This is a genomic window from Xylocopilactobacillus apicola (assembly GCF_033095985.1).
Taxonomy (GTDB): domain Bacteria; phylum Bacillota; class Bacilli; order Lactobacillales; family Lactobacillaceae; genus Xylocopilactobacillus; species Xylocopilactobacillus apicola.
This window is the reverse complement of the sequence record NZ_AP026802.1, coordinates 1,373,319-1,400,062: the sequence shown is the minus strand read 5'-3', so window position 1 is coordinate 1,400,062 and position 26,744 is coordinate 1,373,319. Positions and strand designations below refer to the sequence as shown.

At 36.0% G+C, this 26,744-nt stretch carries 23 protein-coding genes; 15 read left to right on the top strand and 8 right to left on the bottom strand.

The genetic code is table 11. The features are described from left to right. Positions 1-7: 7 nt before the first annotated feature. From R8495_RS06945 to R8495_RS06930, 4 genes are all read right to left on the bottom strand, one after another. Positions 8-454: an 8-oxo-dGTP diphosphatase gene (locus R8495_RS06945; RefSeq protein ID WP_317634755.1), complete on the bottom strand. Its 447-nt coding sequence runs from the start codon at positions 452-454 to the stop codon at positions 8-10. 14 nt (positions 455-468) lie between these two features. Next, positions 469-1,263, bottom strand: coding sequence for a DUF2785 domain-containing protein (locus R8495_RS06940; RefSeq protein ID WP_317634754.1), 795 nt, complete (start codon positions 1,261-1,263; stop codon positions 469-471). A gap of 44 nt (positions 1,264-1,307) precedes the next feature. After that, a complete protein-coding gene (locus R8495_RS06935; protein WP_317634753.1) occupies positions 1,308-3,242 on the bottom strand; it encodes an ABC transporter ATP-binding protein/permease in 1,935 nt (644 codons plus the stop codon). Positions 3,243-3,317: 75 nt separating this feature from the next. Beyond that, entirely contained in the window at positions 3,318-4,031 is a 714-nt protein-coding gene (locus tag R8495_RS06930; protein WP_317634752.1) for a glucosamine-6-phosphate deaminase, read from the bottom strand. 1,061 nt (positions 4,032-5,092) lie between these two features. On the opposite strand from R8495_RS06930, the gene R8495_RS06925 reads away from it, so the two are divergent. Next, entirely contained in the window at positions 5,093-5,371 is a 279-nt protein-coding gene (locus R8495_RS06925) for a hypothetical protein (RefSeq protein ID WP_317634751.1), read from the top strand. A gap of 245 nt (positions 5,372-5,616) precedes the next feature. Continuing rightward, positions 5,617-7,839 (top strand): HAD-IC family P-type ATPase, encoded by a 2,223-nt coding sequence (locus R8495_RS06920; protein ID WP_317634750.1) that lies wholly within the window; start codon positions 5,617-5,619, stop codon positions 7,837-7,839. Positions 7,840-7,898: 59 nt separating this feature from the next. Here R8495_RS06920 and R8495_RS06915 read toward each other — a convergent pair whose 3' ends face one another. Continuing rightward, positions 7,899-8,480, bottom strand: a complete 582-nt coding sequence (locus R8495_RS06915) for a TetR family transcriptional regulator (RefSeq protein ID WP_317634749.1) — start codon at positions 8,478-8,480, stop codon at positions 7,899-7,901. Between the two features lie 176 nt (positions 8,481-8,656). Here R8495_RS06915 and R8495_RS06910 point away from each other — a divergent pair, with 176 nt between their 5' ends. From R8495_RS06910 to R8495_RS06850, 13 genes are all read left to right on the top strand, one after another. Beyond that, entirely contained in the window at positions 8,657-12,136 is a 3,480-nt protein-coding gene (locus tag R8495_RS06910) for an MMPL family transporter (protein WP_317634748.1), read from the top strand. Positions 12,137-12,279: 143 nt separating this feature from the next. Then, positions 12,280-12,423, top strand: a complete 144-nt coding sequence (locus R8495_RS06905) for a hypothetical protein (RefSeq protein WP_317634747.1) — start codon at positions 12,280-12,282, stop codon at positions 12,421-12,423. Continuing rightward, positions 12,413-13,216: an HAD family hydrolase gene (locus R8495_RS06900; RefSeq protein WP_317634746.1), complete on the top strand. Its 804-nt coding sequence runs from the start codon at positions 12,413-12,415 to the stop codon at positions 13,214-13,216. The genes R8495_RS06905 and R8495_RS06900 overlap by 11 nt, the downstream gene beginning before the upstream one ends. A 74-nt stretch (positions 13,217-13,290) precedes the next feature. Continuing rightward, entirely contained in the window at positions 13,291-13,464 is a 174-nt protein-coding gene (gene secE / locus R8495_RS06895) for a preprotein translocase subunit SecE (protein WP_317634745.1), read from the top strand. 17 nt (positions 13,465-13,481) lie between these two features. Continuing rightward, entirely contained in the window at positions 13,482-14,033 is a 552-nt protein-coding gene (gene nusG / locus R8495_RS06890) for a transcription termination/antitermination protein NusG (RefSeq protein ID WP_317634744.1), read from the top strand. A 153-nt stretch (positions 14,034-14,186) separates the two neighbouring features. Beyond that, positions 14,187-14,426 carry a glutaredoxin-like protein NrdH gene (gene nrdH, locus R8495_RS06885; RefSeq protein WP_317634743.1) on the top strand — a complete coding sequence of 80 codons (240 nt, stop codon included), beginning with the start codon at positions 14,187-14,189 and terminating at the stop codon, positions 14,424-14,426. A 1-nt stretch (position 14,427) separates the two neighbouring features. Continuing rightward, positions 14,428-14,802: a class Ib ribonucleoside-diphosphate reductase assembly flavoprotein NrdI gene (gene nrdI, locus R8495_RS06880; protein WP_317636606.1), complete on the top strand. Its 375-nt coding sequence runs from the start codon at positions 14,428-14,430 to the stop codon at positions 14,800-14,802. Then, the gene (gene nrdE / locus R8495_RS06875; RefSeq protein ID WP_317634742.1) at positions 14,792-16,951 is read left to right on the top strand and encodes a class 1b ribonucleoside-diphosphate reductase subunit alpha; all 2,160 of its coding nucleotides are present in this window, start codon (positions 14,792-14,794) and stop codon (positions 16,949-16,951) included. The genes nrdI and nrdE overlap by 11 nt, the downstream gene beginning before the upstream one ends. Positions 16,952-16,960: 9 nt before the next feature. After that, the gene (nrdF, locus tag R8495_RS06870) at positions 16,961-17,941 is read left to right on the top strand and encodes a class 1b ribonucleoside-diphosphate reductase subunit beta (protein WP_317634741.1); all 981 of its coding nucleotides are present in this window, start codon (positions 16,961-16,963) and stop codon (positions 17,939-17,941) included. A 105-nt stretch (positions 17,942-18,046) separates the two neighbouring features. Further along, entirely contained in the window at positions 18,047-19,003 is a 957-nt protein-coding gene (locus R8495_RS06865; RefSeq protein WP_317634740.1) for an NAD(P)-dependent oxidoreductase, read from the top strand. Next, positions 19,003-22,374, top strand: a complete 3,372-nt coding sequence (locus R8495_RS06860) for a hypothetical protein (protein ID WP_317634739.1) — start codon at positions 19,003-19,005, stop codon at positions 22,372-22,374. Before R8495_RS06865 ends, R8495_RS06860 begins: the two co-directional genes overlap by 1 nt. 46 nt (positions 22,375-22,420) lie before the next feature. Beyond that, the gene (locus tag R8495_RS06855; RefSeq protein WP_317634738.1) at positions 22,421-23,836 is read left to right on the top strand and encodes an SLC13 family permease; all 1,416 of its coding nucleotides are present in this window, start codon (positions 22,421-22,423) and stop codon (positions 23,834-23,836) included. A gap of 18 nt (positions 23,837-23,854) precedes the next feature. Then, complete coding sequence (locus R8495_RS06850; protein ID WP_317634737.1) at positions 23,855-24,541, top strand: HAD family hydrolase; 687 nt, start codon at positions 23,855-23,857, stop codon at positions 24,539-24,541. 34 nt (positions 24,542-24,575) lie between these two features. Here the strand turns inward: R8495_RS06850 and R8495_RS06845 are convergent, their stop codons facing one another. The 3 genes from R8495_RS06845 to R8495_RS06835 all read right to left on the bottom strand — a co-directional run bounded on the left by R8495_RS06845 (position 24,576) and on the right by R8495_RS06835 (position 26,731). Continuing rightward, positions 24,576-25,250 carry a carboxymuconolactone decarboxylase family protein gene (locus tag R8495_RS06845; protein WP_317634736.1) on the bottom strand — a complete coding sequence of 225 codons (675 nt, stop codon included), beginning with the start codon at positions 25,248-25,250 and terminating at the stop codon, positions 24,576-24,578. After that, positions 25,240-26,019, bottom strand: coding sequence for an amidohydrolase family protein (locus tag R8495_RS06840; RefSeq protein WP_317634735.1), 780 nt, complete (start codon positions 26,017-26,019; stop codon positions 25,240-25,242). The genes R8495_RS06845 and R8495_RS06840 overlap by 11 nt, the downstream gene beginning before the upstream one ends. 61 nt (positions 26,020-26,080) lie before the next feature. After that, complete coding sequence (locus R8495_RS06835; RefSeq protein ID WP_317634734.1) at positions 26,081-26,731, bottom strand: NAD(P)H-binding protein; 651 nt, start codon at positions 26,729-26,731, stop codon at positions 26,081-26,083. Between the last annotated feature and the right edge of the window lie 13 nt (positions 26,732-26,744).

Sequence of the window (26,744 nt, the reverse complement as noted above, 5' to 3'; positions counted from 1 at the left end):
TCTCCTTTTAGTAGTGGGTTCCATTGGCATCGATTGTTAAACAAAAAAGTTCAGAAATGTCAGGATTTTTAAAAACTTGGTAAATCTGGCTGAATCCCTGGGTGATGTTCTGGTTTAACAATTGGTCTTCTTTGACCCAAAATATTTTTCCTTCATTAGAAGACTTAATTTGACCGAAAAATTTAGAAGTTTCATATAATAAAACGATTAATCGTTCAGCTCCGCGAAGAAAATTACAAACGCCACACAGCTTGGGCTCATAAATTGTAAGTCCGGTTTCTTCTTTAATTTCTCGAATCATTGAATCGTTTAAAGATTCTCCAGACTCCACATGACCACCTGGAAAAGTAATTCCGGGCCAATCTTGTTTAACGCGGTCCTCAACAAGTACTTCGCCGTTATCATTAGTGATCCGACACATATTAGTCAGTTCAATTAAACTCGTTCTTTTCATGCTTTTGATTTTACTCAATTTGTAGGGTGAAGACAATGATAATGTTTCATGATTAAAGGATAACAAAGGTCTTTAGTTTGAGGTTGAAGAAAATAGATCGTTGTAAGAATTCTCTTCCAAGTAGTTTTACAATAGTAATCAGCATTTGAACCTGAATTGTGATTCCAAATCTCTTGATCGGTTTCTAATAGGTAAGATTTAAGATCTTGTAAAGCTAATTTATCATAAGCACTTATGATGACCATTGCTAGACGCTCCTCTTCGTCGTCTTTAAACCCGTCGGTAATTCTTCTTAAAACATTTTTGACAACTTCTAAAGCATCATCAAATCTAAAAAAATCTGGGTGGGATACGGCACTTGCTAAAAGGTCGCTTCCGTGAGCTACAGCATGAGCCCAGCCATTACCAGGTATAAAACCGCGCCAATCATTTTCAAGTTTTAAATACTCGATTGCCCAGTTAAACCAAGTATTTCGATCATTTGAGCTTAAAAACTCTTCTTCGGCATCACTTTCAAGGATCAATGCTCCTAACAAAGCAATAAAAGTTCTTAAAAACACTTGATCATTTTGAGGCTTGTCAATGTCTTTAAATAGCAGGTTTTCATCAATTACGGTGTGAGTGATATATTGTTTTTGTTCCATCGTAAATACATGTGCCATAAATCCTCTACCCATCAAAGTGTAAGTGAGACGATCACGGATATTCCCATCAAGATCTCCTAGATGATCGATAAGCCATTCTACTTGTTGGTTAGAGAAGGTGAGCGGATCAGGAAGTGATAAGTAATTTTTTAATTCGTTTTGCATTTATCTCCTAAAAAAGACCCCAGCACTTAACTGAGGTCACAATTTTATTCATTAGCTAAACTTTCGATTGGATCAAGTCGTGCTGCTCGTCGACTTGGGAAGAATGCAGCTAATAGCGAGATGATGATGGCAATGACGAAAGCGAATATTATATTGCCAGTGGTGATTGAAATAATTCCTCGGTATTTAATCATTCCATAAGTTACGTTGTTAACTACTACTTGTAGAATGAAAGACATTGCAAGTCCTAGAATTGCTGCGAAAATTCCGATAAAAAGTGATTCGGAAGTGAAGAGGCGCCGGATGTCTTTTTTTCTCTGACCAATGGCGCGTAAAATTCCAATTTCTTTTGTTCGTTCAGTAACGGACATATACATGGAGACAATGATCATTAATGCACTCACAAGAAGTGAAATTCCCGCAATTAGTGCCAAAACAAAGGTAACAATTGAAGTAATTTGCGTGATATTATCCAAAATCACCCCAACTCCAAGGAGATTGTAAAGCCTTTTTCCTTTGCTGTTTTTCAGTTCACGAATTTTGTTTTTTACGCTTTTAACGTTATTAACATTATCAACGACAATTGTTGCGTAATTAGGTTCAAACTTCATTTTGGCATCCTTGTAGATCTCACCTAAAGTATCATATGACACGGCACTCATCGCCTGAGATACTCCGCTGACAGTTAACTTTTTAGTTAATAATTTTGGGTTTCCATTAGAGTCGATTACATTTAAATGGAGGGTAACCTCCTTACCAACGATTTTCTTCCAATTTTTTTTACTCCACGCTTGGGCAATTGTACTTTTATCAACGACAATTTCATTTTTTCCGGGCATTTTACCAGGTTTAATACTGTCACTGCGAAAACTACTATTTTTGCTTTGCAAGATTTGGCTGCTAAAGTTTTTTTGACCGATTTGAATCGAGAACGTTTCTACATAATAACTTTTTTCGACTTTTTTAACGTGATCTAGTTTCTTAAGCGTATTTAATTGCTTATCAGTCAACTTCATATTTGCTAAATCACTAGTGTTGTTATTGCTCAGATGTTTAGATACTTGTAAAACGCGCGGATTAGCAAGGGAATCAACTGTTTTATTCATATACTTAGTTGCACCGTGACCAAGACCTAAGAAAAACATAACTGAAAATAAACCAATTGCTGTCCCCAAGATAATTAGAAAGTTTCTTCCAAAATGAAACATCAAATGTTTAAAGGCATTTTTATAACTATCAAGCCATGGTAAACTTCTTGATTTGAAAGCTTTTTTATTATCAACAACGGGATAGGGGGCTTTAAGATTTTGATCTTGATCGATTTTGCCGTCAGTTAAGTGAACAATTCTCGTCCCAAACTTAGCAACGGTTTCGCTGTGCGTGACAACAATAACTAATTTTCCGCTCTTTGCGATCTTTTGAAGAATATCAAGGACGTCCTGCGTATTCTTGGAATCAAGAGCTCCTGTTGGTTCGTCCGCAATAATTATTGAAGGATCGCTGGCTAAGGCTCTCGCAATTGCAACGCGCTGTTTTTGTCCGCCAGATAGTTGTCCTGGCAGTTTATGAATATGTTCACTGAGCCCCACTTCGTCTAAAAGATCTTTAGCTCGTTTTTCTCGGTCACTGTGACTCAACGAAGTCATATCAAGGCTGCTTAAAACGTTATCCAAAACCGAAAGATGACCAATCAGATTAAAGTTTTGAAAAATAAAACCAATCGTATCACGGCGATACGCATCCATTTGGTTTTCAGTTGCATCCTTTAGTGACTTTCCATCAATTACCACGTCGCCTTGATAGTTATGATCAAGCCCACCAATGATGTTCATAAGGGTTGATTTTCCGCCGCCTGATTCACCAAGAATTGAAACAAATTCGCCCCGATCAAAATTGAGTGCGATCCCTTTTAAAACCGGAAATTCTTCTTTAACTAAAAAATATGATTTATGAATGTCATGTAATTCAAGATAACTCATGTTTTTCTCCTTTGAATTACATAATCATATCACAATCATATTTTGAAAAATGGTACCTGAGACTTATTTTTTGGTCTATTTATTTTTCAGCAGACTAGTTGCTGCGTTGTCGGCAATTACGGTAACGTCACTAAGGTTTTGTAAAATCGAAGCTGGAACGTGGGTTGTCACTGGTCCTTCGATGCAACCCTGGATGGCTTTAGCTTTTTCTTCACCATAAGCAAAAAGAATTATTTTCTTAGATTTTTGGATACTACCTAATCCCATCGAAATTGCTTGGCGAGGCACTTCATCCTCATTGGCAAAGAACCGAGCGTTTGCTTCAATAGTTGAAGGAGTAAGATCCACAACGTGAGTAGTAATGTCAGTTGGAGTGCCTGGTTCATTAAATCCAATGTGTCCATTACGACCTATTCCTAAAATTTGAAGGTCGATTGGATTTTCACGAATAATTTCGTCATAATTCTTAACTTCTGCTTCTAGATCATCTGCCATCCCATTAGGCAAGTAATTCTTTTTAAATGGTTTTTTGTCAAAAAGTCGATCTTTCATAAAGTAGCGGTAACTTTGATCATTGTTTTCGTCGAGGCCCACGTATTCATCTAAGTTGATTGAAGTAGCTTTTGTGAAATCAATGTCACTTGCGACCGCTTCACGATAAAAACCCTCTGGTGAACTACCAGTAGCTAGTCCAAAAACCGAAGCAGGGTTCTTTGCTAATTGATCTTTAAACATTTCAAGGGCAATTTTGCCACCTTCTTCTTCTGATGAGACAATTCTTACATCCATGTTGTCGTACTCCTTTTTAAAATTAATTGGTATAGACCTATTTTACGACATTTTAAATATAATACAAGGTCGAATTTAGCAGCAGTTCAATAGTTTTGAAAAATATTATAAAAATTATTTCTAATTTAATAGATTGAATATTCTAAACAAAAACAAGAGTAATTGTTTAGGACTTATTTTTTGAAAGTAAATTTAGTCGAAACAAATGAAAGTAAAATAAAAAAATATTTTTGCTGAAAATGAACAAATTATCTCTAAAGTAGGGTATGATAGGGTTATCAATATTTCTGGAAATTAAATTGGCAACTTTGAAACATGATTTTTAATTGCTGATGAAGTTGATGAGGCATTGGGTACAACGATGCTTGTTACGTATATTATTAAGGGAAAGTAGACATTTTATCGTCTTCTTTCATAGTAGTCGTGGACTAATTGTGGTTCCGGGGCATGGTTTTGTGTCCTCTAGAACAGTTAAAAGCGATTTCATTTTTCGATTTTACAAGATTATTTTTATGCAGTAAGTGGTGTGGCGATAAACAAGCCAACACTATTGATTATTATTAGGAAAGGATAGATGTACTTACAAAAAGTATATTCAAAACCCAAATATGGTACAACTTGACGATCAAGGTATGGTACGCAGAATTGAAGAATTAGTGTACTTGGTAAATTTTAAAAAGGATAATGAGGCTTTTGAACAATTGTTTTTATGTTTACAGCCAATTATTAAGGCAAAGTATAAGAATTGCGGGTTAAAAGACCTGGAAAAAATCGATTGGCTTCAAAGATCGCTTGACTCCTGTTACAAAGCTTGTTATAGCTTCTGCTCTTCGAAAGGAGTTCCCTTTATTAGTTATTATGAATCTCTTTTAGAAAAACAGATTATTTATTTCTCTGAAAAAAATAAATAATTATAAGGATTGTTCATTTGGTTTTAAAATTGATTAGGAAAATCAAGTTTATTGATCAGGTAAGCTTACGCGGGTATTAAAAAGCTTTTGTGAATGCGCTTGCCTTTACGTTATAATTAAATTGAATCATGCGATGGAAAGAGTGATAATGTGGCAGATCAAAATACAACGTTAAAAATAGGTCAAAGACTCTGGATTATAATTCCTTGGGGGTTTGAACCATATGAGTACGATCTTTTGAGTACGAAAATTACTGATCTAAAGGTAAACGACAGTGGAGATTGTACGATTTATACAGAAAGTCCAGATGAAGAGGATCGAGTATGGATGAGTCAATACTTAGATGCTATGGGAATTGGTAATATTAGAATTTGTGTCAGTTTAGAAGATGCAATTTCGACAATTAAAGAGTACGAGAGGGGGTACTAAAATTTAGATTAAGCGGCTAGTAAATAAATGGCTGCTTTTTTTATATCAGTCATAAAGCAAGGGACAAAATGTTCCTTGTTTTTTTATAAAGTAATATAATTAAATAAATATTGAAATAACTAAAATGCGGGGTACAAAACCCTAATTGAAAAAAATAAATTTTGCTTTAACTAAAGAAAAATTGAATTGACTTAAGTTCTTAATTCATCAATACTAGTTCACAAAATAACAGTTAGAGGTACTAAGTGAAAAAGAAAAATGATGGAGTTGCAGCAATAGTTGCCAAAAATATTTTTACTTACTTTAATGCAATTTTTTTAGGAATTTCAATTCTTTTAATTATTGCAGGTTCATATCGAAATCTGACGTTCTTACCGATCGTTATTGCAAATACTTTGATTGGAATTTATCAGCAGTTAAAGGCGAAAAGAATTCTTGATAAACTTTCACTGATCTCTGAAGCAAAATATCAAGTTTTGCGTGATGGTCAAAAAGAAGAGGTCCTAATGGATCAACTTTTGCGCGATGATGTAATATTCTTAGCTAGCGGACAGCAGATTCCTGCCGATGCCGAGGTAATTGAAGGTAAAATTTCAGTCAATGAGGCTTTACTCACAGGCGAGTCTGACGAAATTGAAAAGGCCCATGGCAGTAATTTAATGTCTGGTAGTTTTGTTGTTGCGGGTGCTTGTCGTGCAAGGTTAACTGCCGTCGGGGCAGACTCTTATATCGCTAAACTTCAAGCTAAAGCAAAAGAAGTTAAAGAAAAGCCATCTGAAATGGTCGGTGATATTAACTTGATCGTTAAAGTTGCTGGAATCGCAATTATTCCAATTGGCGTGATTCTGTTTTTTGAAGGATTTTTCCTTAAAAATCAAAGTTTTGATCACGTAATCGTTTCAATGGTCGGCGCTTTGATTGGAATGATTCCTGAAGGATTATACCTTTTGGTAACTGTTGCTCTTGCGCTATCTGCTGCGAGGCTTGCTAAACATCAAGTTCTTTTACATGATATGCGAAGTACAGAAACGCTTGCTAGAGTGGATGTTTTATGTGTAGATAAAACTGGAACAATTACAGATAATAAAATGAAGGTTACTGAAATTTTTGATCCTCAAAATTCTACTTTTGATGATGTTAAAAGATCAAAGGATTTGTTGGCTTCTTATGTTGCAACTTCAACAGATACAAATATCACTGCGCAAGCTTTAAGACAATATTATCCGGATGGAAAAAAATTCGAACATGCAAAAATTATTCCGTTTTCTTCAAAAACTAAATATTCTGAAATCAAAACCGTTGATGCACATTATTTTTTGGGCGCGCCTGAGTTTGTTCTAGGTTCAAAACAAAATCCAGAAGACTCTACTCAGATTGAACAACGAGCGGCAAAAGGGGAACGGGTTTTAGTATTTGCTAGAGAATCTGCATCTCAAATTGAGCCGTTATTATTTATTAGCATCGCTAATGGAATTCGGGCCAATGCACTAGAAACCTTCCGCTATTTTACCGAACAAGAAGTTCAAGTTAAAGTTATCTCAGGGGATAATCCTTTAACTGTTTCCAAAATTGCCAAAATGGTTGAGATTCCAAATGCTGATCAATATGTGGATGCAAGTACTTTAAAAACAAAAGAAGAATTGCGAGATGCAATTGAGAAATATTCAGTCTTTGGCCGAGTAAAGCCAGATCAAAAACGAGAAATCATTAAGTCGATTAAAGCAGGCGGCCAACGAGTTGCAATGACTGGTGATGGAGTTAATGATATTTTGGCAATGAAAGAGGCAAATTGTTCGATTGCAATTGGTTCAGGGAGTGATGCTGCTAAACAATCGGCTCAAGTAGTCTTGTTGGATTCAGATTTCTCGCATATGAAGGAAATTATTTCTGAGGGTCGGCGAGATATCAATAATTTGACGCGTTCCGCAACACTTTTTCTTTATAAAAATATCTTTTCTACACTTTTAGCATTATTTTCTATTATAGGAATGATTTCTTATCCACTCCAACCTTCACAAATTTCATTAATTTCAATGTTTAACATTGGAATACCTGCTTTTGCTCTTGCTTTTGAAGCTAATAATAAAAAGCAGCATGGTCGGTTTCTTAAGGTTACCTTGCTGAGATCATTACCAGCTGCAATAACTTCGTTTCTAGCGATTGCCTGTTTAGTTATTTTTGGAATGGTTTTTTCAATTAAATCTACTGATGTGAGTGTTGCAAGCACCTTTTTATTGTCCATGGCAGGTTTTATGCTCTTGTATGAAATATGTAAGCCGCTCAATAATTATCGACGTCTTGTCTTTTATGGTTCAATTCTCGGCCTAGTTCTTTGTGCATACTTCTTTCATTATCTGTTTGCTATTAATTCAATTTCATATCAATGCATCATGTTGGCGGCAGTATTCGCAGTCGCTCAAGAATCAATAATGAGAAATTTAACGATGTTTTTTAGCCGATTCCATTAATAAAAAAACCAACGCCTTGAGACGCTGGTAGTTAAAGCCTTTATAAAAGGTAAATGCTTTTACTCTGGTAAGATATTATTTCCAACTAAGACAGTTAAATAGCGGTGAGCCTCTTCTAGTGACGTTGGATGACCTTCTAGAAAAATCCAGCTCAAAATAATTACAGCAGAATTGCTGTATTGTTGCGCTAATAATCTGACAGGAATCATCTCATTTTGTTCTCCAATTTCGTCACTAAGGACTTTTTCTAAAATATTCGAAAAATGATTAATAAAATTTTGTGCTAATCGACTATTTAATGGATTATTTTCAATAATTCCAATCAAAACTTCTTGATAGGAAAAAAATAGTTCATAAATTTGATCAAAAACTTCGAAAAATGAGGATCTAATATGTTTCGGGTCAATTTGATCCAGATGAATATTTTGGCTAATTGAGTTCCAACAATAGTCCAAAAGATCGTATTTATCGCTGAAATAATTATAAAATGTTGCCCTTGGATACATGGCTTGTTCACAAATTTTACTAACCGTAATTTTTTCAAATTTTTGTTTGCTTAATAGGGTAAACATTGCATTTTCGAAAGCTTTAAGAGTTCTTTGAACTCCTAAAGACTGTCCTTTACTTGATTCAAATCTCATTTTATCTCCTTAAAAATTATTACAAATAATAATATCATGTCTAATAATTAACTGCAATAGAAAAATTGGCACTTGTAACTTTAACAGAACCATTTTAGGATATTCCTTGTAATTTTACAACTGTAAAATTTTGAACAGTTGTGAAACGCTTTCAATTTATTTTTTGGAGGATAAGAATGTCCAAACTTATGAAAAAACACGTTCCTGCACTTGTGATCTGGATTGTTATAGTAGCAATTTCTTTGGTTACAATGCCTAATATTTCGCAATTGGTTCGCGAAAAAGGAGCAATCAAATTACCAAACAACGTCGAGAGTCAACAAGCGGCTCAAATCGAAAAAAAGGCGAATAACAATAAATCAGTACGAACCTATATTGCTGTGTTTAACGCTGAAAAGCCAATAACGGGTGATCAAAGTGATCAGATTAAAAGTAAATTAAAAGATCTTAAAAGCGATCATGATCTTTCGGTCACTACGATTATGGGTCCAAACGATAATGAGCAGACCAGAAAGCAATTGATTGCTAAAGATAAAACCACGCAGCTGGCTCAAATTACTGTCAAAACCAATCAACCAGTGACTAAACAAGTTGAGCAACTGCAAAAGAAAATTAAAATATCAGGTCTAAAAAGTTATGTGACAGGTATAGATGCGATTAATAGTGACTTTAATACAGTTGCTGAAAAAGGGATTCAAAAAACTGAAGTCATTGCGATAATCTTCATTTTTATTGTTTTGGTAATTGTTTTCCATTCGCCTATTGTACCGATAATTTCTTTACTTAATGTTGGGGTTGCTTTTCTAACTTCACTAAGTATCATCATGAATTTAGCTGACAAATTTGATTTTCCCATTTCTAATTTCACGCAAGTATTCTTAGTCGTTGTTCTCTTTGGAATTGGAACAGATTACAATATCTTACTGTACAATTATTTCAAGCAATCACTTTCGGAAGGTTTGTCTGCCGAAGAGTCGACGCGCGCAGCTCTGAAACACGGTGGAAGAACTGTTCTATATAGTGGTATTTCCGTTTTGATAGGATTTTCAGTCTTAGCACTTGCGAAATTCTCGTTCTATCAAAGTGCAGTAGGGGTTGCAATTGGGGTATTAGTTCTCTTAGCCGTTCTATTAACTTTAAACTTCTTCTTTATGTCAACTCTTGGAGCAAAAATGTTTTGGCCTAGTAAGGTTAAAAACGGAGTTAAAGAAAGTAAGCTTTGGCACGGACTATCTAAGGTTAGTATCGCTCAGCCAGTAATTATTTTAGGAGTTCTTTTAATAGCTGGATTGCCAGGATTGTTTAATACAAGCATGCGTTTAAACTTTAACAACGCTGACGAAGTTCCAGATAGCTACCCTGCTAAAAAAGGTTACGTTGTGATCCAAGATCATTTTGGTAAGGGGATGTCTGCCCCAGCGACGATTTATATCGAAAGTAATAAGCGTTTAGATAATCAAGCAAGTTTAGCAGCGATTGATGAATTGACCGAATACTTGCAAAAAGAACCAGGTGTAAAATCGATTAATTCAGTGACTCAGCCTGGTGGAAGTAAAATCAAGCAGCTTTATCTTAAGGATCAGTTAAAGACGATCAATAAAGGAATTGATACTTCTGAAAAAGGCTTGAAGAAAATTAAGTCTGGCTTAGAGGGTGCAAACAATCAGTTAGCTGCCGCAAATATCGATGAAAGTATTGGTAAAGTTCAACAATTAGCTGATGGAACTAATCAATTACAAAGTGGAACTGAACAACTTGCCAGTGGCGTTGACCAATATACAAGTGGTGCGGCTCAAGTGGATAACGGAGTTCAAACGCTAAATAGTCAGTTGCCAACGCTTGCAGGTGGGGTAAATCAGTTGAGCACGAGTACTCAGCAACTAGCTGGGGGCATGGGTCAATTAAAGCAAGGTGTAAATAGTTTTGTTGGTCAAGCTAATAAATTATTAGATGCTTCTGGATCAATGAACGCATCTGAAATTAAGACCCAGCTAAACACATTAAATAGTTCAGTTAGTCAGTTAAAAGATGGTTCAACTCAACTTTCAGGTGGTATTGGTCAATTACAAGGTAATTTCCCAAGTCTAAATACGGGAGTTAACCAATTAAGTGATAGTTCTAAACAATTATCTGGCGGCATGAGTCAATTAAAACAGGGTATTGATACTTTTGTGACTCAAATGACGCAATTGTTGCCACAAATTGAGGCACAAGACGCAAAACAAGCAGCTGCAATTAAGGAACAGTTAACCAAACTCCAAAGTTCAACTGCTCAATTGACTCAAGGATCGGCCGATCTATCTAATGGAATTGGTCAGGTTCAAAATAAAGTTCCAGCTTTAAGTGGCGGAGTTGATCAATTAAATACTAATTCGCAAAAACTTGCTGGTGGTATGGCTCAGTTGCAGGAGGGTGTGAATACTTTCTCTGCTCAAGCAAATCAAATTTTAGCATCATTAGGGGACCAGAGCCCTGAAAAAGCTCAGCAGATTAAAAATCAAATTAATCAATTACAAAGTTCAGTTGCTCAATTGGCTCAAGGTTCCAATCAACTTTCGGGCGGAGTTGGCCAACTAAATAACAAGGTTCCTTCTTTAACTAATGGAGTGGATCAGCTCGGAGCCGGTACTAGTCAATTAGCTGCTAATGGTGCTCAATTAACAAGCGGTGCCCAAAGCGCAGCTTCTGCAACATCTCAGGTTAATGCAGGCGTTCAGACATTAAATACGCAATTAAAAGATTTATCAACTAAAGTCACTCAACTTCAGGATGGATTAAAATCAGCCGAGGATGGTCTGGATCAGTTAATTAAAGGTAGTGATCAGATGAAAGATTATCTGGTGCCGCTACAAAAATCATACATTGGTGATAATTTCTATATACCAAAGAAAATGATTACAAGTAAAGATTTCAAACCATCCTTAGATACGTATATGAGTGATGATCGTAAAATTACTCACATGCTGATGATTTTTGAAGGAGATCCCAACTCTGAAAAAGTTTCACAGGAGTTGGTTGATTTACAGAAAGATTTAGATTCAAAAATCAAGCATGGTGATCTTAAAGATGCAAAAGTTGCGATTGATGGACAGACGTCTCAGAATAACGATTTGCGTAACATTGCTAATGGCGACTTTATTAGAACGGCGTCAATTATGATTATCGGAATCGGGGTTGCACTGATGGTAGTGACTGAATCAGTTTTACAACCAATGACTATTATTACAACGCTTTTGTTGACCTATATTTCTTCGCTTTGGTTAGCGCGGGTAATTTCTAAATGGGTTTTAGGAAATGCAATGCTCAGCTGGAATACTCCGTTCTTTAGCTTTATCATGTTAGTTGCTTTGGGTGTTGATTACAGTATCTTCTTGATGATTCACTTTAAAGACGCAAAAGACATTAGAGATATGAAGGAGCGAATGCTTGACTCAGCGAAGGTGATTGGTCCGGTTGTTATTTCAGCCGCGATTATTTTAAGTGGTACGTTTGCGGCCCTGATGCCATCAGGTGTGACAACCTTGATTCAGGTTGCACTTGCAGTTATCATTGGGCTTGTGATTTTGGTCATTGCATTGCCGATGTCCATGTCAGTCTTAATAAGCTTAACCGAGTGGCATAACAAACGAATGTATCAAAAGAATTCTAACGATTAAGAAAATAGGCAAATCAATTAATTTTGGTTTAGCCTTTTTTTGACTATTGATATAGAAAAATCACATATATGTCTTATTGGATGTTACAATATTAGACGAAGCTTTTGAGCCAGGAGGTTTTAATTGAACTTTGGAGGTAACGGATGTCCAAAAATACAATTTTAGAGTGGATGATGGGTCTAATAGTCCTAGGGATGGCTGCAGCGGCATTTCATAATTTGATTGATAATGTCAACGAATTGATGCGTCAAAAAAAAATAAAAAAGAGGCGCAAGGATGCCAATTAAATTAATCGCAACTGACATTGATGGAACTTTTATCAAAAGAAATCAATCATATGATCGGCGTAAGTTCAAAGAACTCCTGCAAGAGTTAAACAAACGTCAGATTTATTTTGTTGTAGCCACGGGCTCTAGATTATCGCGGCCTCAAAAAATTTTTGCGCCATTTGCAGATCAGCTTTACTATGTGGTTGAAAATGGGGCAGAAGTTGTTGGTAAACAGGGAATCATTGCTGAAGATTACATCCCACGTGAGGCAGCTCTTAAAATCATTGAAATTTTAAAAGATGATCCAAAATTTAGTAAGATTAACACTATGATCTCAGGTACCAAAAGCGGATATATAACAAGCCGTGCTCATTGGCTGTATCGCTTTGTCATTCGTCATCTTTGGTCAGATGTTGTAGAAGTTGAAGATTTTAAGAATATTGATGACAATTTCTACAATATTTCGCTTCATATTCAAAATGAACTCGTCAGTTATTTGCGCGATTTGGTAGGTGAGCATGTCGATCTTGTTACTAGTGGTCGACAAAGTCTCGATATCCACCAAAAAGGCGTCAATAAAAGTACAGGGCTTACTAAACTTTTAACTAAACTTCAGATTGACCCTAGCGAAGTTGCAGCGTTTGGTGATAACTATAACGATTTAGAAATGTTAGAAAGTGTCAAATATAGCTTTGCAATGGACAATGCGGTCGAGAAGATTAAACAAGTTTCCTTAGAAGTAGTTCCAAGTAACAACGAGCAAGGGGTCTTAAAAACTATTGAGCAAATTTTAGCTGGCAAATATGATTAAGATTAATTTTTTGAAGTATCGCAGATCTGTGATATAATCGATAATAATTAAAAATAGGATGGGATGAGTTTGTAATGGGTAAATTTTTCAAGAGCGTTGGGCAGACAATAAAAGATACAACTTGGCCAACTGGTAAAGAAACAAGACACGACACTTGGACTGTCATTTCTTATGCCATCATTTTTGCGGCTTACTTTGCTGTTTGTGACATGGTCTTAACTCTATTATTGAATAAATTTATATTCTAAATTGACGAGGCAGATTTATGGTTGAAACAGCTGAAAAGCAATGGTACGTTTTACATACTTATTCAGGGTATGAAAATAAAGTTAAAGAAAACTTAAAATCACGTGCTCAATCAATGGGCATGGAAGATTATATTTTTGATGTCATTGTTCCTGCTACTGAAGAGCGAGTTAAGAACTCTCGGACTGGAAAAATGGAGACGGAAGAGAAAAAAACTTTTCCAGGATATGTAATAGTAGAAATGGTGATGACCGATCGTTCTTGGTTTGTTGTGCGGAACACGCCTGGCGTAACAGGTTTTGTTGGTTCTCATGGCGCGGGTTCTAAGCCAGCACCACTTTTACCAGAAGAAGTTGAAGACATTTTGGCGAAGGAAGCTGCTGCTGCAACTCCGGTAAATCATGATTTTGAAATTGGTGAAAGCGTCAAGGTCATTGATGGTGCCTTTGAAGGTTTAGAGGGTAAGATTAATGATATTAATGTTGATCGACATAAATTGAACTTGAGCGTTCAGATGTTTGGGCGAGATACTGATACTGAAGTCGATTTTTTTCAGGTCCAAAAAATTTAGTACTTCGAAATCGCTTCAGGCAAGGGTTTCTAGCTATTGACGTGTTTGTTCAATAAAAATAATAAAACATACTATATGTAGATGAAGTTCCTTGACGGAACTTCTTTTTTTTCTTATCCTAGAGGTATCATAAATCAAGGAAGTAATTTAAAGATGGATTCGAGTAAACAGAAAATCACAGTTTTTTCAAGAAATAATTGTATGCAATGCAAGATGGTTAAACGTTTTCTAAGTGAACATGGCGTTGTTTTTTCTGAAATTAATATTGATGAACAGCCTGCGGCAAGAGAAGAACTGATGAACGAAGGATTTATGTCTTTACCAGTGATTAAAGCTGATGAACTTACTCTGACTGGATTTCGGCCAGATGAGCTTAGAAAGCTTGTTGCTTAATGTGAAACTCGTTTATTTTTCCATAACTGGTCAAACTAAAAGATTTGTACAAAAATTGGGATTAGCGAATAAAGAGATCACAGAAGCTAATCCTTTTTTTACGCTCAAAGAGCCCTTTGTTTTGTTGGTTCCGACCTATGACGAAGAAACAACCAGTGTTGTTAATGATTTTTTGGAATATCAGAATAACTTGCAAAATTGTCGCGGAGTGATTGGTAGCGGCAATCGAAATTTTGCAGAAAAATTTATTTATACCGCCAAAGATCTTTGCCTTGATTACCATTTGCCGCTTTTATACGCATATGAATTTAATGGTACGCAAGAAGATGTTAGCAAAGTTAAAGAAATTGTAGAAAGACTAGACCATGGCAATTAGTAAAATTAAAGATCCAACTTATTTCAAACTGAATAATAAAATTAATATTCCTGATCACGGGAAGATTCCGCTGCAGTATGATCACAAAGCAATTGAGGCTTTTTTTGAGGAGAACGTTAAGCCAAATCTAAAATGGTTTCCGACCTTAAAAGAAAAATTAAATTATTTGACCGATCACAAATATATAGAAAAGGACTTTTTAGCTCGTTATCAGCTGCCTTTTATTAACAAACTCTTTAATTATGTCTATGATGCTGATTTTAAGTTTAAAAGTTTTATGGCAGCTTACAAGTTCTTTAAGCAATATGCTTTAAAAACCAACGATAACGAGTATTATCTGGAAACCTTTGAAGATCGGGTCGCTTTTAATGCCCTTTATTTAGCTGAGGGCGATGAGCAGCTGGCAATTTTATTGGCTGATGAAATGATTCATCAACGCTATCAGCCGGCAACCCCGACGTTTTTAAACGCGGGACGAGCAAGAAGAGGCGAGTTTGTTTCATGTTTTTTGGTTCAATTGACAGATGATATGAATTCAATTGGGCGTGGAATTAACTCTGCTTTGCAGCTTTCTCGAATTGGAGGAGGCGTCGGCATTAATCTTAGTAACTTACGTGAAGCTGGGGCTCCGATTAAGGGCTATGCTAATGCAGCAAGTGGTGTATTGCCAGTAATGAAGCTGTTTGAAGACAGTTTTTCTTATTCAAATCAGTTAGGACAGCGTCAAGGAGCAGGAGTCGTTTATTTAAACATTTTTCATCCAGATATCGTCGATTTTTTGTCGGCAAAAAAAGAAAATGCGGATGAAAAAATTCGAGTTAAAACTTTGTCGTTAGGCGTGATTGTGCCAGATAAGTTTTATGAATTAGCTCGCAAAGACGAAGAGATGTATCTCTTTTCTCCTCGCGATGTTGAGTTAGAATACGGGGTACCGTTTAGTTACGTTGATTTGACTCAGGAATACGATAAATTAGTTGCAAATCCAAAAATTCAGAAGGCAACAATTAAGGCGCGCGACCTCGAAACGGAAATTTCAAAGCTCCAACAAGAGTCAGGGTATCCGTATATAATTAATGTCGACACTGCCAATCGATCAAATCCAATTGATGGCAAAATTGTGATGAGTAATCTTTGTTCAGAGATTATGCAAGTTCAAACGCCAAGCGTTTTAAATAATGATCAAACTTATCAAGAGTTGGGGCGCGATGTCAGCTGTAATTTAGGTTCGACAAATATTCCTAATTTGATGAAAGCTAAGAATTTTGGCAAATCAATTGAGACCATGGTTCGGGCATTAACATTTGTTACTGATAACTCAAACATTGATACAGTTCCCTCAATTGTAAAGGGTAATCGATTGGCTCATTCAATTGGATTAGGTGCAATGGGCTTGCATACTTTTTTGGCCCAAAATCAGATCATGTATGGATCAGAGGAGTCAGTGGAGTTTACGGGAACTTACTTTTTGCTTTTAAACTATTGGACCTTAAAGGCGTCTAATAAAATAGCCAAAGAGCGAAGCGAAACATTTGCTGATTTTGAGAAATCTGATTATGCAAATGGAAAATATTTTGATAAATACCTTGAGCAAGATTTTATGCCAAAATCAGCCAAAGTGAAGCAACTTTTTCATGGAATCTTTATTCCAACGAAGAAAGATTGGCAAAAGCTCAAAAATGAAATTATGCAAGATGGCCTTTATCACCAGAATCGATTAGCGGTTGCTCCAACTGGATCAATTTCTTACATTAATGATACTTCTGCTTCTCTCCAACCGATTATTCAGCGAATTGAAGAACGGCAGGAAAAGAAAATCGGAAAAATTTATTATCCAGCAGCGGGACTTAATAACGAAACTTTGCCGTATTATGTGTCAGCCTATGATCTTGATATGCGAAAAATGATTGACGTCTATGCTGCAGCGACCGAGCATACTGATCAAGGAATCAGCATGACGCTTTTCTTAAGAAGTCGGATTCCACGGGGACTATACGAGTGGAAGAATGAACGTGAACAGACCACGAGGGACTTAAGTATTTTGCGTAACTATGCTTTTTACAAAGGATTAAAGTCGATTTATTACGTTCGCACTTTTACTGACGATGGGGATGTCGTTGGCGCTAATCAGTGCGAAAGCTGCATTATTTAAGGAGAGACAATGCCAGAATTAGATCAAGAAAAAACTTATTACAGTGCAATTAATTGGAACGATGTTGAAGATGCAGTTGACAAAGAAACTTGGGAGAAGCTGACTGAGCAGTTTTGGCTGGATACCAGGATCCCGCTCTCTAATGATTTAGCAGATTGGCGGACTTTGACCTCAGAAGAACATACGCTTGTTGGACATGTTTTTGGGGGGCTCACACTTTTGGATACGGTTCAATCGGAATCAGGAATGGCAATGTTGCGTCAAAATGTACGAACGCCGCAGGAAACTGCTGTTCTTAATAATATTCAATTTATGGAAAGTGTTCATGCAAAGAGTTATTCTTCGATATTTTCAACACTCAATACGCCAACAGAAATTGAAGAAATTTTTGCCTGGACTGATACGTATCCCAATCTACAGCAAAAATCTGAGCGCATTAATGAAATTTATAAAAACGATGAACCACTTAAGAAAAAAGTTGCAAGTGTTTTTCTTGAATCGTTTCTATTTTATTCCGGCTTTTATACGCCCCTTTACTATTTAGGCAACAATAAGTTGGCAAATGTGGCAGAGATTATTAAACTGATCTTAAGAGACGAATCTGTTCATGGAACCTACATTGGTTATAAGTTCCAACAAGGCTATAAGGAGCAATCTGATCAACGTCAACAAGAATTAAAAGATTGGATGTATGATCTTCTGTATGAGTTGTATGAAATTGAGGAAAAATACGCAGATGCTTTGTATCAAGAAATAGGCTGGCAGGAAGAAGTAAAAACTTTTATGCGTTATAACGCTAATAAAGCTTTAATGAACTTGGGACAGGATCCATTGTTTCCTGATACCGCTAGTGATGTTAATCCCATTGTGATGAACGGAATTTCGACGGGAACTTCAAACCATGATTTCTTTTCCCAAGTGGGCAATGGTTATCTTTTGGGTGAAGTTAAGCCAATGAGTGATGATGATTATGAAATTGGGAAGTCTTGATTTAAGTGTTAAAAAGCATTTTGATCCTGAATAAAGGTGAGAGGTGCTTTTTTGATTTAGGTTTAGGTATAATATATTTAAGAATATTATGAATGGAGGTTGATTGTGAAAATATTAGTTGCTGCACCAAAGGATATTTTTGATCCCCTGAAAATTGCAGATGAATTTAAAAATAATGAATTTTTTAGAAATAATCAGTTTTACGATCAAACAGTAAGCGAAAATGAATTAGCACAAATCGAAGTAATGCTTGGATATGATCAGAAATTGTTAGCTAAAATTTTATCTTGTCCCAAATCTCATTTGCGTTGGATTCAAGCTTTATCAGCTGGTATCGATTATTTGCCCTTAAACGAGATAAAGTCTAACAAAATTTCGTTAACTACTTTAAAAGGATTACATGCTGAACCAATTGCAGAGACGATTATTGGAATGATTTTGGGACACTATCGTGCTTTAAACTATTCCGCTCGGCAAAAAAGCTGGAATAAACCATCATTTATTTCTGATACATTGATTCAAAAGCAAGTTGCAATTTTTGGGACTGGTTCAATCGGTGAGCAAACGGCGAAGCTTCTAAAAGCCTTTCAAACAAAAATAATTGGCATTAATCATAACGGACATCCAGCGAAAAATTTTGACAAAACTTTAAGCTCAGAATCGTTTCTACCTGACATTAAAAATGTAGATATTGTTGTTAATACAATGCCCTTGACTAAATTTACTGAAAATTTTTTCAACAGAGATTTTTTTGATCAGTTAACAGCCAAACCAATGTTTATCAATGTTGGACGGGGTCAAAGTACTAATACTGCCGATTTAATTCAAGCACTAAATCAAAAACAAATTAGCGCTGCAGCACTTGATGTAACTGATCCCGAGCCCTTGTTCAAAGATAATCCGCTTTGGCAGATGGAGCAAGTTTTAATCATGCCGCATATTTCAGCGATTTATCGTGAATATACTGCTGATATGCTTAAGGTTTTCGCAATAAATTTAAAACATTTTAAAATTGATGGGAATTTGCCTGTCAATAAAATTGATTTGGAAAAGGGATATTGATGGTGGAAGAAGGATTGCAAGAAGGAGCTTTTTTTCCAAATTTTTGGACAAAACAACAAGTTGATCATTGGCTAGATGTTTTTATTACCATGCGTCTGGCTATTAAGATTGAGCTAAATTTTGATGAGAAAAATAAACAATTTTGGTTTTCACTTGATCAAATTTGGGATCATTATTTTTCTGATCGACAAGCGTTTAAAGAAACAGCTTTGCTTTTGGGCTTGTTTGGAATTGTTGTCAGAGCAGAAGGGGTTCAAGAATTATTTAGCGACTTTGAGTGGGAACGAGATACCTGGGTTGTTATGGATCCGCGACCGATTGATTTAAGCGATCATCCTTTATTAAAATTAAAAAGTTTTAATAAATTATCTTCTTATCAATGTTTGTTTGGCCTGGTTTTAAATCAAGTTACTTTAATCGATGAAATAACGATGGATCGATTACTGCAGATTTGTCATAAATCTCATATTAAGGTGGCTACACCGGTCGATTTGTTAAATGAAAAATCAAAAATAAACCCTGAAAAGAAGCTAATCCTTTCTCGATTAACTGACTTAAGCTATATTTTTCCAATAGATAGTCATCAAAGGATTAATCGGATTTTTGATCCTATACGTCAAAAATTAATCATTAATAATTTTGCGAAAGTTGGAGTTGATTATTTAGATGAACTGACTTGGGATAAGTTGAAAGCAGTTTATCGAGCACCAGGTATTGGGATCAATAAACAAAAACTTATCGCTGAACGGATTTTAGCAGAAATAAGTTTTCTTATGAATCCTGATGACCAAGAAGATAAAAAGAAAGAATTTCCGTTGACCAATTTATTTGATCCAGCTAAAGATAAGGCCCTTCTTAAGGCTTTTGATAATTTGGGGATCACTAGTCTTGATCAGATTACCAGTGATAGTTTATCCAAGGTTTTTAAGAGTTGCCATCTAACTTCGAAGAAAATGGAGTATGTCGAAAGACAGTTGAAATATTTTAACGAAGAAAGAAATAACTCGCTTGATCTTTTGTCGCCAGTATTTTTACCGTTATTACCTTTTTCTGATAAATTATTTTCGTACAATGAAGGATTTGAAATTTCTACAAGCAACTATTTAGCTCGTTTAAGCTCTCTTGGCGCGACTAAGAAAAATCCAAGAATAATAAACTTGGCTCAACTTGGCTCATCTTTTTCTTTTAGGAAAAAGAAAAAGATCTCTGATGAACAGTTGATGAAACTAAAAAATATTATAGCTAAATATTTACCTCAAAAATTTGATGGTTTAACTGACGAATTATTAGCAAACACTTGGATTTTATTAAACCATTTAGTTCCGGGTTCACTTGATAGTTGTCTTGCTGGTTTTCTTAAAGATCTTGATGAACGTTCTCACATAATTTTCACCGAACGGTTGATGTCATCGAAACCAGCAACATTGGAAGCTTTGGGACAAAAGTGGCATACGACTCGTGAACGGGTAAGACAAATTGAACAAAAATTAAAACGACAATTTATCGAATGGTGGGAACAATCTCGATTAACTTTAAAATTTTTAATGGAAACAAACGGTGAACAAATTGAATTAGAACAATATGTTAGACCGGAATTTTCATTGTTAATCAATAATACGATTTTAAAACATAACTTAAAACTTCAAAGATTGTGGTTTACAAGTAGTGATTTTCTAGACTATTTGGAAAGTTTAATTGATGAAAATTTAAAGGACGGTTTCATACACGATTATAGAGATTTTACAGAAGTCTTTGACAAGAAGCACTTAAAACTAAAAGAATCTACGATCAATCGATTGTTAAAACGGTTAAACTATCAGAGATCCTCAGATGAAACACAAGTTATTCCGCTTAAACCCGGGAACCAGCATGGTGTTGTTAAGCTGTATTGCCAGGCTTTTAAGATAGAAGAAATTAAATCCGATCAATCTACATACAAATCTATTAATGCTTGGAGTAAAGAAAACCTGGGTTCGCCAGTGTTTTCTAGTTATCACTTGTTTCAAGTAATGCTTACTAATCGCCCTTGTTTTATACCAATCGGGAAGGGTAAATATAAGTTTTTCGAAAAAGATAATTACGATTTGGTTCCTTTTTGGCGGGCAAAGTCACTATTGGAGGAGCATTTCAGCAATGGTTATCCATTTGTGCGGGATGTGTGGCTATATGAACAGTTAAAAAATGATTTACCAAGTCAAATGACGTCTGATGAATTTTATCAAGTTTTTCAGAGATTATTTCCAAAAGAATTTGTGTATTCATTAGGGCGTAACAATGATATTTTTGCTGCGGGGACAACTCCTTTATCGATTGGTGAACAAATGGTTACATTTCTTAAGGCACAAACTAAACCAACGCGAATCAAGGAGTTGAAGCAGAGATTTGGTTGGGCTAATTATACTGTTCAACAAGAAGTGGGAAAGAATCCAGCTATCGTTATTGATTCTCCGAATATATTTTGGATTGATTTAAAACTTGCCAAAAAATTGTATGGGGCTGAATTAACGAAATATCTAAATCGAGAATTAGCTAAAAAGCCGATTTTATTTACCAAGTCGGTTTATCAATTTTATCAAGATAATTGTGCGGTGCAAGTCGATCTGACGAGAATTAATAGTAAAAAAGCCCTGTTAAGTTTCATTAAATACTTGCAACTAGATCTTGATGTAATTGGATTTGATTTTATAATGCGAAAAAAATCTATTCCTAATTTAAAAAGAGAAACAAGCGAATTATGGTCAAATTATTTCTCTGAATTGGGTGAAAATAAAATAACACTCTATGAGCTCAAGAAAGCCATCTTGGAGGCGGGAATGAGTGAGCGTAATTGGAATCTTAATTATAGTAACTATTTAAAGAAATCTGACTTGATTTACGTAGCTAAAGACTGTTTTGTAAATAAAAATAAAATAATTAGAAATTCTTTAATTGATCGAGCCGTTCAAGTTCGGCTTAATGAGCTATTTGAAAATCGAGATTTTGTTGCGTTGAGGTCTTTATCAGGTTTAGATTTCCGTGGACTCCCCCGAATTGAGTACAGTTGGACTCCGGAGTTATTTGCGGTTTTTGCTCAAGATTTTGGATATCGCCTACTGGTTTGGAAAAATGGATTATTTCGAATTCCCTGCCCAGTTCTAATATTGCCTGATAGTGATTATCACTCCTTAGAGGAGCTTTTGGCTGCAAAAATTAAATTTTGGGTGAAAGATTCGCCAGTTGAGTACATTTTGTATCGACGCGCAGCTAAAGCTGGTTTGGTGCCCAAACGTTTAAATCGAGCAAAACAGAAATTTCCAGCTGAATTCTTGGCAAGACATAATTTAAAAGTAAAAGATGGACTAATATCTATTTTAAATCAAGGACACCAATAGATTAAAAAATATAATATAATTATCTTTTACAAGAAAATTAAGGGAAGTGTTTAAGATCGAAAATAGTAATTATAGATGGGGCAAAATTTTAAAATTAGTATTAAAAATTTTTTTGTGTCTTTTGCCGTGTCTTTTCTTTGTAATCCCAACTTTTCCAGGATTATCTCGTCCAGCAATGAATTTTTTGGGCGTATTTTTGCTAATTATCGTTTTTATGATGATTCATTTTGTAGCTGATTATGTAGTAATCATTTTAGGATTAATGCTAATGGTCGTCGTAGGCGTTGGTAAATTTTCGGAAGTTTTTAGCTTATTTGGCGATACTTTTTTCTGGAATTTATTGGGAATTTTTGGCTTTTCTGCCGGAGTGATTAATTCAGGGGTGCTTAATCGTCTAACGAACAAAGTTTTTTCCATTTTTCCCGACACAATCAATGGTCAAGTAACGGCAATTTTTATCACGGGCTTGGTTTTAAGCCCGTTAATTCCTAGCGTAACGGCTAAGATGACCCTATTAGCTTCTTTTGCGGTTGTAATCGCTAAAGAGTACGGCTATCAAAAGTCTTCTAAAGAGTCAATCGCACTTTATTTAGCGATGTATATTTCAGGTTATATTGCTGGTTTGGCATTTAGTACAGGTGGGACTTCTGCTGCTATTATCATTGGAATGGTCACAAGTCCTAAACTAAATTTTGGGAGTTATTTAGCTAATACAGCACCTTGGTTAATTTTAATCGTTGGTGTTTTTTATGTTATTTTACTAAGAATGTTTAAAGGCGATCAAGCGGGTCAACAGGTAACTAATTCGCGGCGAACCAAAGATTTAGGTAAAATGACTAAAAATGAAAAATTTGCAGTTGTAGTTTTAATTTTTTCCTTATTTTTCTGGATTTTTGGTCCATTGCTAAATGTTCCGTCATATTTAGTAGGAATTGTGGCTTTGTGTGCTTTCTTGGTTCAAGGTACTTTATCAACGAAGGAATTTAAGAGTAAAATTAGTTGGGATATGATAATTTTAATTACTGGTTTTATGTCAACAGCCAAATTACTAACTTTTTTGCACATTGATACTTGGCTGGCAAAGACTTTGGCGCCTACATTAGGTCCGATTGTTAATAATATTTTTATCTTTATTCCAGTTCTTTGTCTTCTGGTGGTGATTGTTAGAACATTTGTCGTTTCAGAAGTGGCTTGTATGAGTATTTTTTATGCAATTTTTGCGAAATCGTGCGCTCAGGCGGGAATAAGTTCATTTATTATTTTGTTCATTACTCTGATAATTTCGCAAACTTGGCATATGTCGTACAATCAGATGGGGATTGATGCAGCAGAAGCGGCGACTGATAATTATTTAATTGAATATAAAGATGTTCGAAAGTATTCGTTTATGTATATTGGAATTTGTATGATAATTTTTGAATTAAGTGTGCCAATTTGGCAGTTAACAGGATTATTAAAGTGATATTTGAAAGGAAAATCGATGAAATATAAAATAGTGCTTTTTGATATTGATGATACATTGCTTACGCTAGAAAGCGATGGAACTTGGCGGAAAATGTTTAGTGAATTGTTGGCGAGTGTCGATCTTGCAGCAACTGATGAGCAATATAATACTTTTATTAGTAATAATCACCGGCTTTGGGCTCAGGCTGGAAAAGGGGCGATCAAGTTTTCCGATGTTTTTGATAATCGTTTTGATTTACCTTTTTTACAAAATTGCGGGGTTTCGGCTAAAGAATTAGATGAAAGATTTCAAAACATGCAAAAAAAAGAAACCACTCCGACTGAAGGCGCGGTTTCTTGTTGTCAAAAGTTAAGTGAAGAATGTGATATCTATGCAGCTTCTAATGGAAAGCAAGATACGCAAGCGGCTAGAGTTGCAGCTTCTAAGCTCGCTCCATTTTTAAAGGACGTTTATACTTCTCAAAGAGTTCAAACTTTAAAACCACGGAAAGAATTTTTCGATCTGATTTTAAGTGATCTTCATTGCGCAGATAAAAAACAGGTATTGATGGTTGGTGATACATACGGAGAGGACGTCCTTGGGGCTTACAATTACGAAATTGATAGTTGTTGGTTGAATCCCTCGCATGCGCCAGTGCCAGATTCTAATCTTTGTACTTATCAAGTTGCTAATTTAGGTGAATTACCAGATTTAATTCTATGAGTTAAAAAAAGCACTTCAGATTCGGAGTGCTTTTTTAATTTGCGGCCTGATGAATGATTTGAACGCTGTTGACAACGAAAGGGAAGCCGACATATGGCAAAAGCTGAATTACTGACCAGATCAGTTCGGCTTCTGAATTGCCAGCTTTAAGACTGCCGCGAGCATGAGCTTTAATTTGAAAATCAACGTTTAAGGTAATTAGCGCGAGCAGTTCGTAGCGTTCACGCTCTTTGACACTGAGGACTTTGCGGCCATAAAAATCGTTGAAGAAATGTTCGGTCAAAGCTTGCGGAATGAAATTTCCAGCTTTCGCAGGTAAATCTTTCAGCAAATTCTTAATCTCTGTTCCGTAAATCTCAGCCTGAACCTTTGCTCCGAATTCGGGATCTTCTTCAACTAGAATTGGCGGTAACGTCAGATTTTCTTCGTCAAAAACTTGCTGAATTTCGCTTAAAGCGGCTTTAACGCGCAGAATTCCGGCGACGGGTGCCAATTGATAGATAACTTCGACAATTACTTCTGGTTTAATCTGCGCTGCCAAGGCTTTTTTCGTTAGATCTTTAATTTGATCGGTTACTCCTTGAACGGTTCCCGCAATTAAGGGAATGATCAGCCGATCATTTTCGAGGTGGGCAGCACAATGGACGTCAACATCGTTAAGCCAAGATGCGGATAATTCGTTAAAGTTCTCAACTGCTTCATTGTTCATTTCGGACTCCTTTTGGCATTTGCTGCCAATTTTTATAAAAAATTTTGTTTAAGTTGCTGGGGCTCAAGTTAGTTTGCTTTAGGGCTGTTTTAATCTCTTTGGTTGGTCCAACCAGCGGAATTCCCAGCGGTGAATCAGTGCCAAACAGGACGTGGTCAAGGCCAAAAAAGTCAACTGTCAATTCCAAGGCTTTGGGATTTCCCAAGAGAGCGGTATCGACATAGAATTTTTTGAATTGTTGGTAGTTTTTCTCGCCCTCGGTATAAAGAATTCGTTCGCTAAAGAAGGGAATCATCGCTCCGGCGTGGTGGACAATAATTTTTAAGTTAGGATAATGGGTCAAATAGCCCGCTTCAACTAATTGGTTCATCGCGATTGTAAGTTCATATTCCCAACTGAAAGTAACATTATTGTTTGGTTTCAAAGGATCAAAAACTGGATGTAGCCAAATTGGTTTTTGAATTTCATTCATTAGCTCGAACAACGATGTAAATTCCTCAGAAGTTAGAGGTTTTCCCAAAGCTTGAGTGAATAGTTGAATTCCTGCCAGTTCAGAGGTTTCAGCAACTTCTTCGATGATCTGACAAGCGCCTTTGACGTTATTCATGGGAACCATTGCGACAGCAGCCGGAAACTGATCATAGTGCTGCACGATTGATTTTAATTCCAAGTTTCCTTGCTGGCATAATTTGAGCGCTTCTGCGGGATCAGCGTAATCTTCGGGGTTGAGATTAACGACCGAAATAATTTCTTGCTGCTGTTCTTCCATACTTGCTACCCGCTGAGGCAAGTAGGATATGAGCAAAAACGTCAATTGTTTTTTCCATAGCTCACTCTTTTAACCATTCTGGGTAATCACCATCAGTGCCAGGCTGATCTAGTCCGACGCTGGTATTTGGGTATAAAGTAGGGTCTTTAATCAATTTGACGATAAAATCGGCAACGCTGGCGCGCGAAATTTCTGTTCCTTGAAAGGATTCTCCTTCTAAAGTAACTTCATAATTAACTTCTTTCTTGTTAGTTAACCACGCTGGTCGAAATTGCGTTGTGTTGATTCCTGATTCATTTCTGATTAATTCATCAGATGCTCTAAATCCAGGTAAATACGCCGCAATTGCCTGTTCATTCCATGCACCAAATTTACCTGGAACTTCGTGGAGTGCGCCTAAAGCACTATAGAACAATAGACGCTCACAATTATTTTCTTTCATGGTTTTTAACACCTGCGTCGTGAGATTAGCAAGATCGACTCCTCCTAAATTAGAGTAAACGAGGTCGACCTTCGTCATCGCTTTGTTTAAGGATTGGTCATCCAATATGTCACCTTCAATTAATTGAATCCGCGGTTCATTATTAAATTGAGCTAAGCGCTCGGCGTTACGAAGATATAGCCGAAGATCAAAAGTGGTCTCCGCGAGGAGGCGCATAGTTACGATCTGGGCGGTTGCCCCATTAGCTCCTAAAATCAAAACTGTTTTCATCTTAATCTGCTCC

Excerpts from the sequence above, each read along its gene's own strand:
- R8495_RS06910 (WP_317634748.1), top strand. The coding sequence starts at position 8,657 with ATGTCCAAACTTATGAAAAAACACGTTCCTGCACTTGTGATCTGGATT.
- nrdH (WP_317634743.1), top strand. The coding sequence starts at position 14,187 with ATGGATTCGAGTAAACAGAAAATCACAGTTTTTTCAAGAAATAATTGT.
- R8495_RS06860 (WP_317634739.1), top strand. The coding sequence starts at position 19,003 with ATGGTGGAAGAAGGATTGCAAGAAGGAGCTTTTTTTCCAAATTTTTGG.
- R8495_RS06835 (WP_317634734.1), bottom strand. The coding sequence starts at position 26,731 with ATGAAAACAGTTTTGATTTTAGGAGCTAATGGGGCAACCGCCCAGATC.
- secE (WP_317634745.1), top strand. The coding sequence starts at position 13,291 with ATGGGTAAATTTTTCAAGAGCGTTGGGCAGACAATAAAAGATACAACT.
- R8495_RS06850 (WP_317634737.1), top strand. The coding sequence starts at position 23,855 with ATGAAATATAAAATAGTGCTTTTTGATATTGATGATACATTGCTTACG.
- R8495_RS06915 (WP_317634749.1), bottom strand. The coding sequence starts at position 8,480 with ATGAGATTTGAATCAAGTAAAGGACAGTCTTTAGGAGTTCAAAGAACT.
- R8495_RS06900 (WP_317634746.1), top strand. The coding sequence starts at position 12,413 with ATGCCAATTAAATTAATCGCAACTGACATTGATGGAACTTTTATCAAA.
- R8495_RS06905 (WP_317634747.1), top strand. The coding sequence starts at position 12,280 with ATGTCCAAAAATACAATTTTAGAGTGGATGATGGGTCTAATAGTCCTA.
- R8495_RS06935 (WP_317634753.1), bottom strand. The coding sequence starts at position 3,242 with ATGAGTTATCTTGAATTACATGACATTCATAAATCATATTTTTTAGTT.
- nrdE (WP_317634742.1), top strand. The coding sequence starts at position 14,792 with ATGGCAATTAGTAAAATTAAAGATCCAACTTATTTCAAACTGAATAAT.
- R8495_RS06930 (WP_317634752.1), bottom strand. The coding sequence starts at position 4,031 with ATGGATGTAAGAATTGTCTCATCAGAAGAAGAAGGTGGCAAAATTGCC.
- R8495_RS06945 (WP_317634755.1), bottom strand. The coding sequence starts at position 454 with ATGAAAAGAACGAGTTTAATTGAACTGACTAATATGTGTCGGATCACT.
- R8495_RS06845 (WP_317634736.1), bottom strand. The coding sequence starts at position 25,250 with ATGAACAATGAAGCAGTTGAGAACTTTAACGAATTATCCGCATCTTGG.
- nrdF (WP_317634741.1), top strand. The coding sequence starts at position 16,961 with ATGCCAGAATTAGATCAAGAAAAAACTTATTACAGTGCAATTAATTGG.
- nusG (WP_317634744.1), top strand. The coding sequence starts at position 13,482 with ATGGTTGAAACAGCTGAAAAGCAATGGTACGTTTTACATACTTATTCA.
- R8495_RS06840 (WP_317634735.1), bottom strand. The coding sequence starts at position 26,019 with ATGGAAGAACAGCAGCAAGAAATTATTTCGGTCGTTAATCTCAACCCC.
- R8495_RS06940 (WP_317634754.1), bottom strand. The coding sequence starts at position 1,263 with ATGCAAAACGAATTAAAAAATTACTTATCACTTCCTGATCCGCTCACC.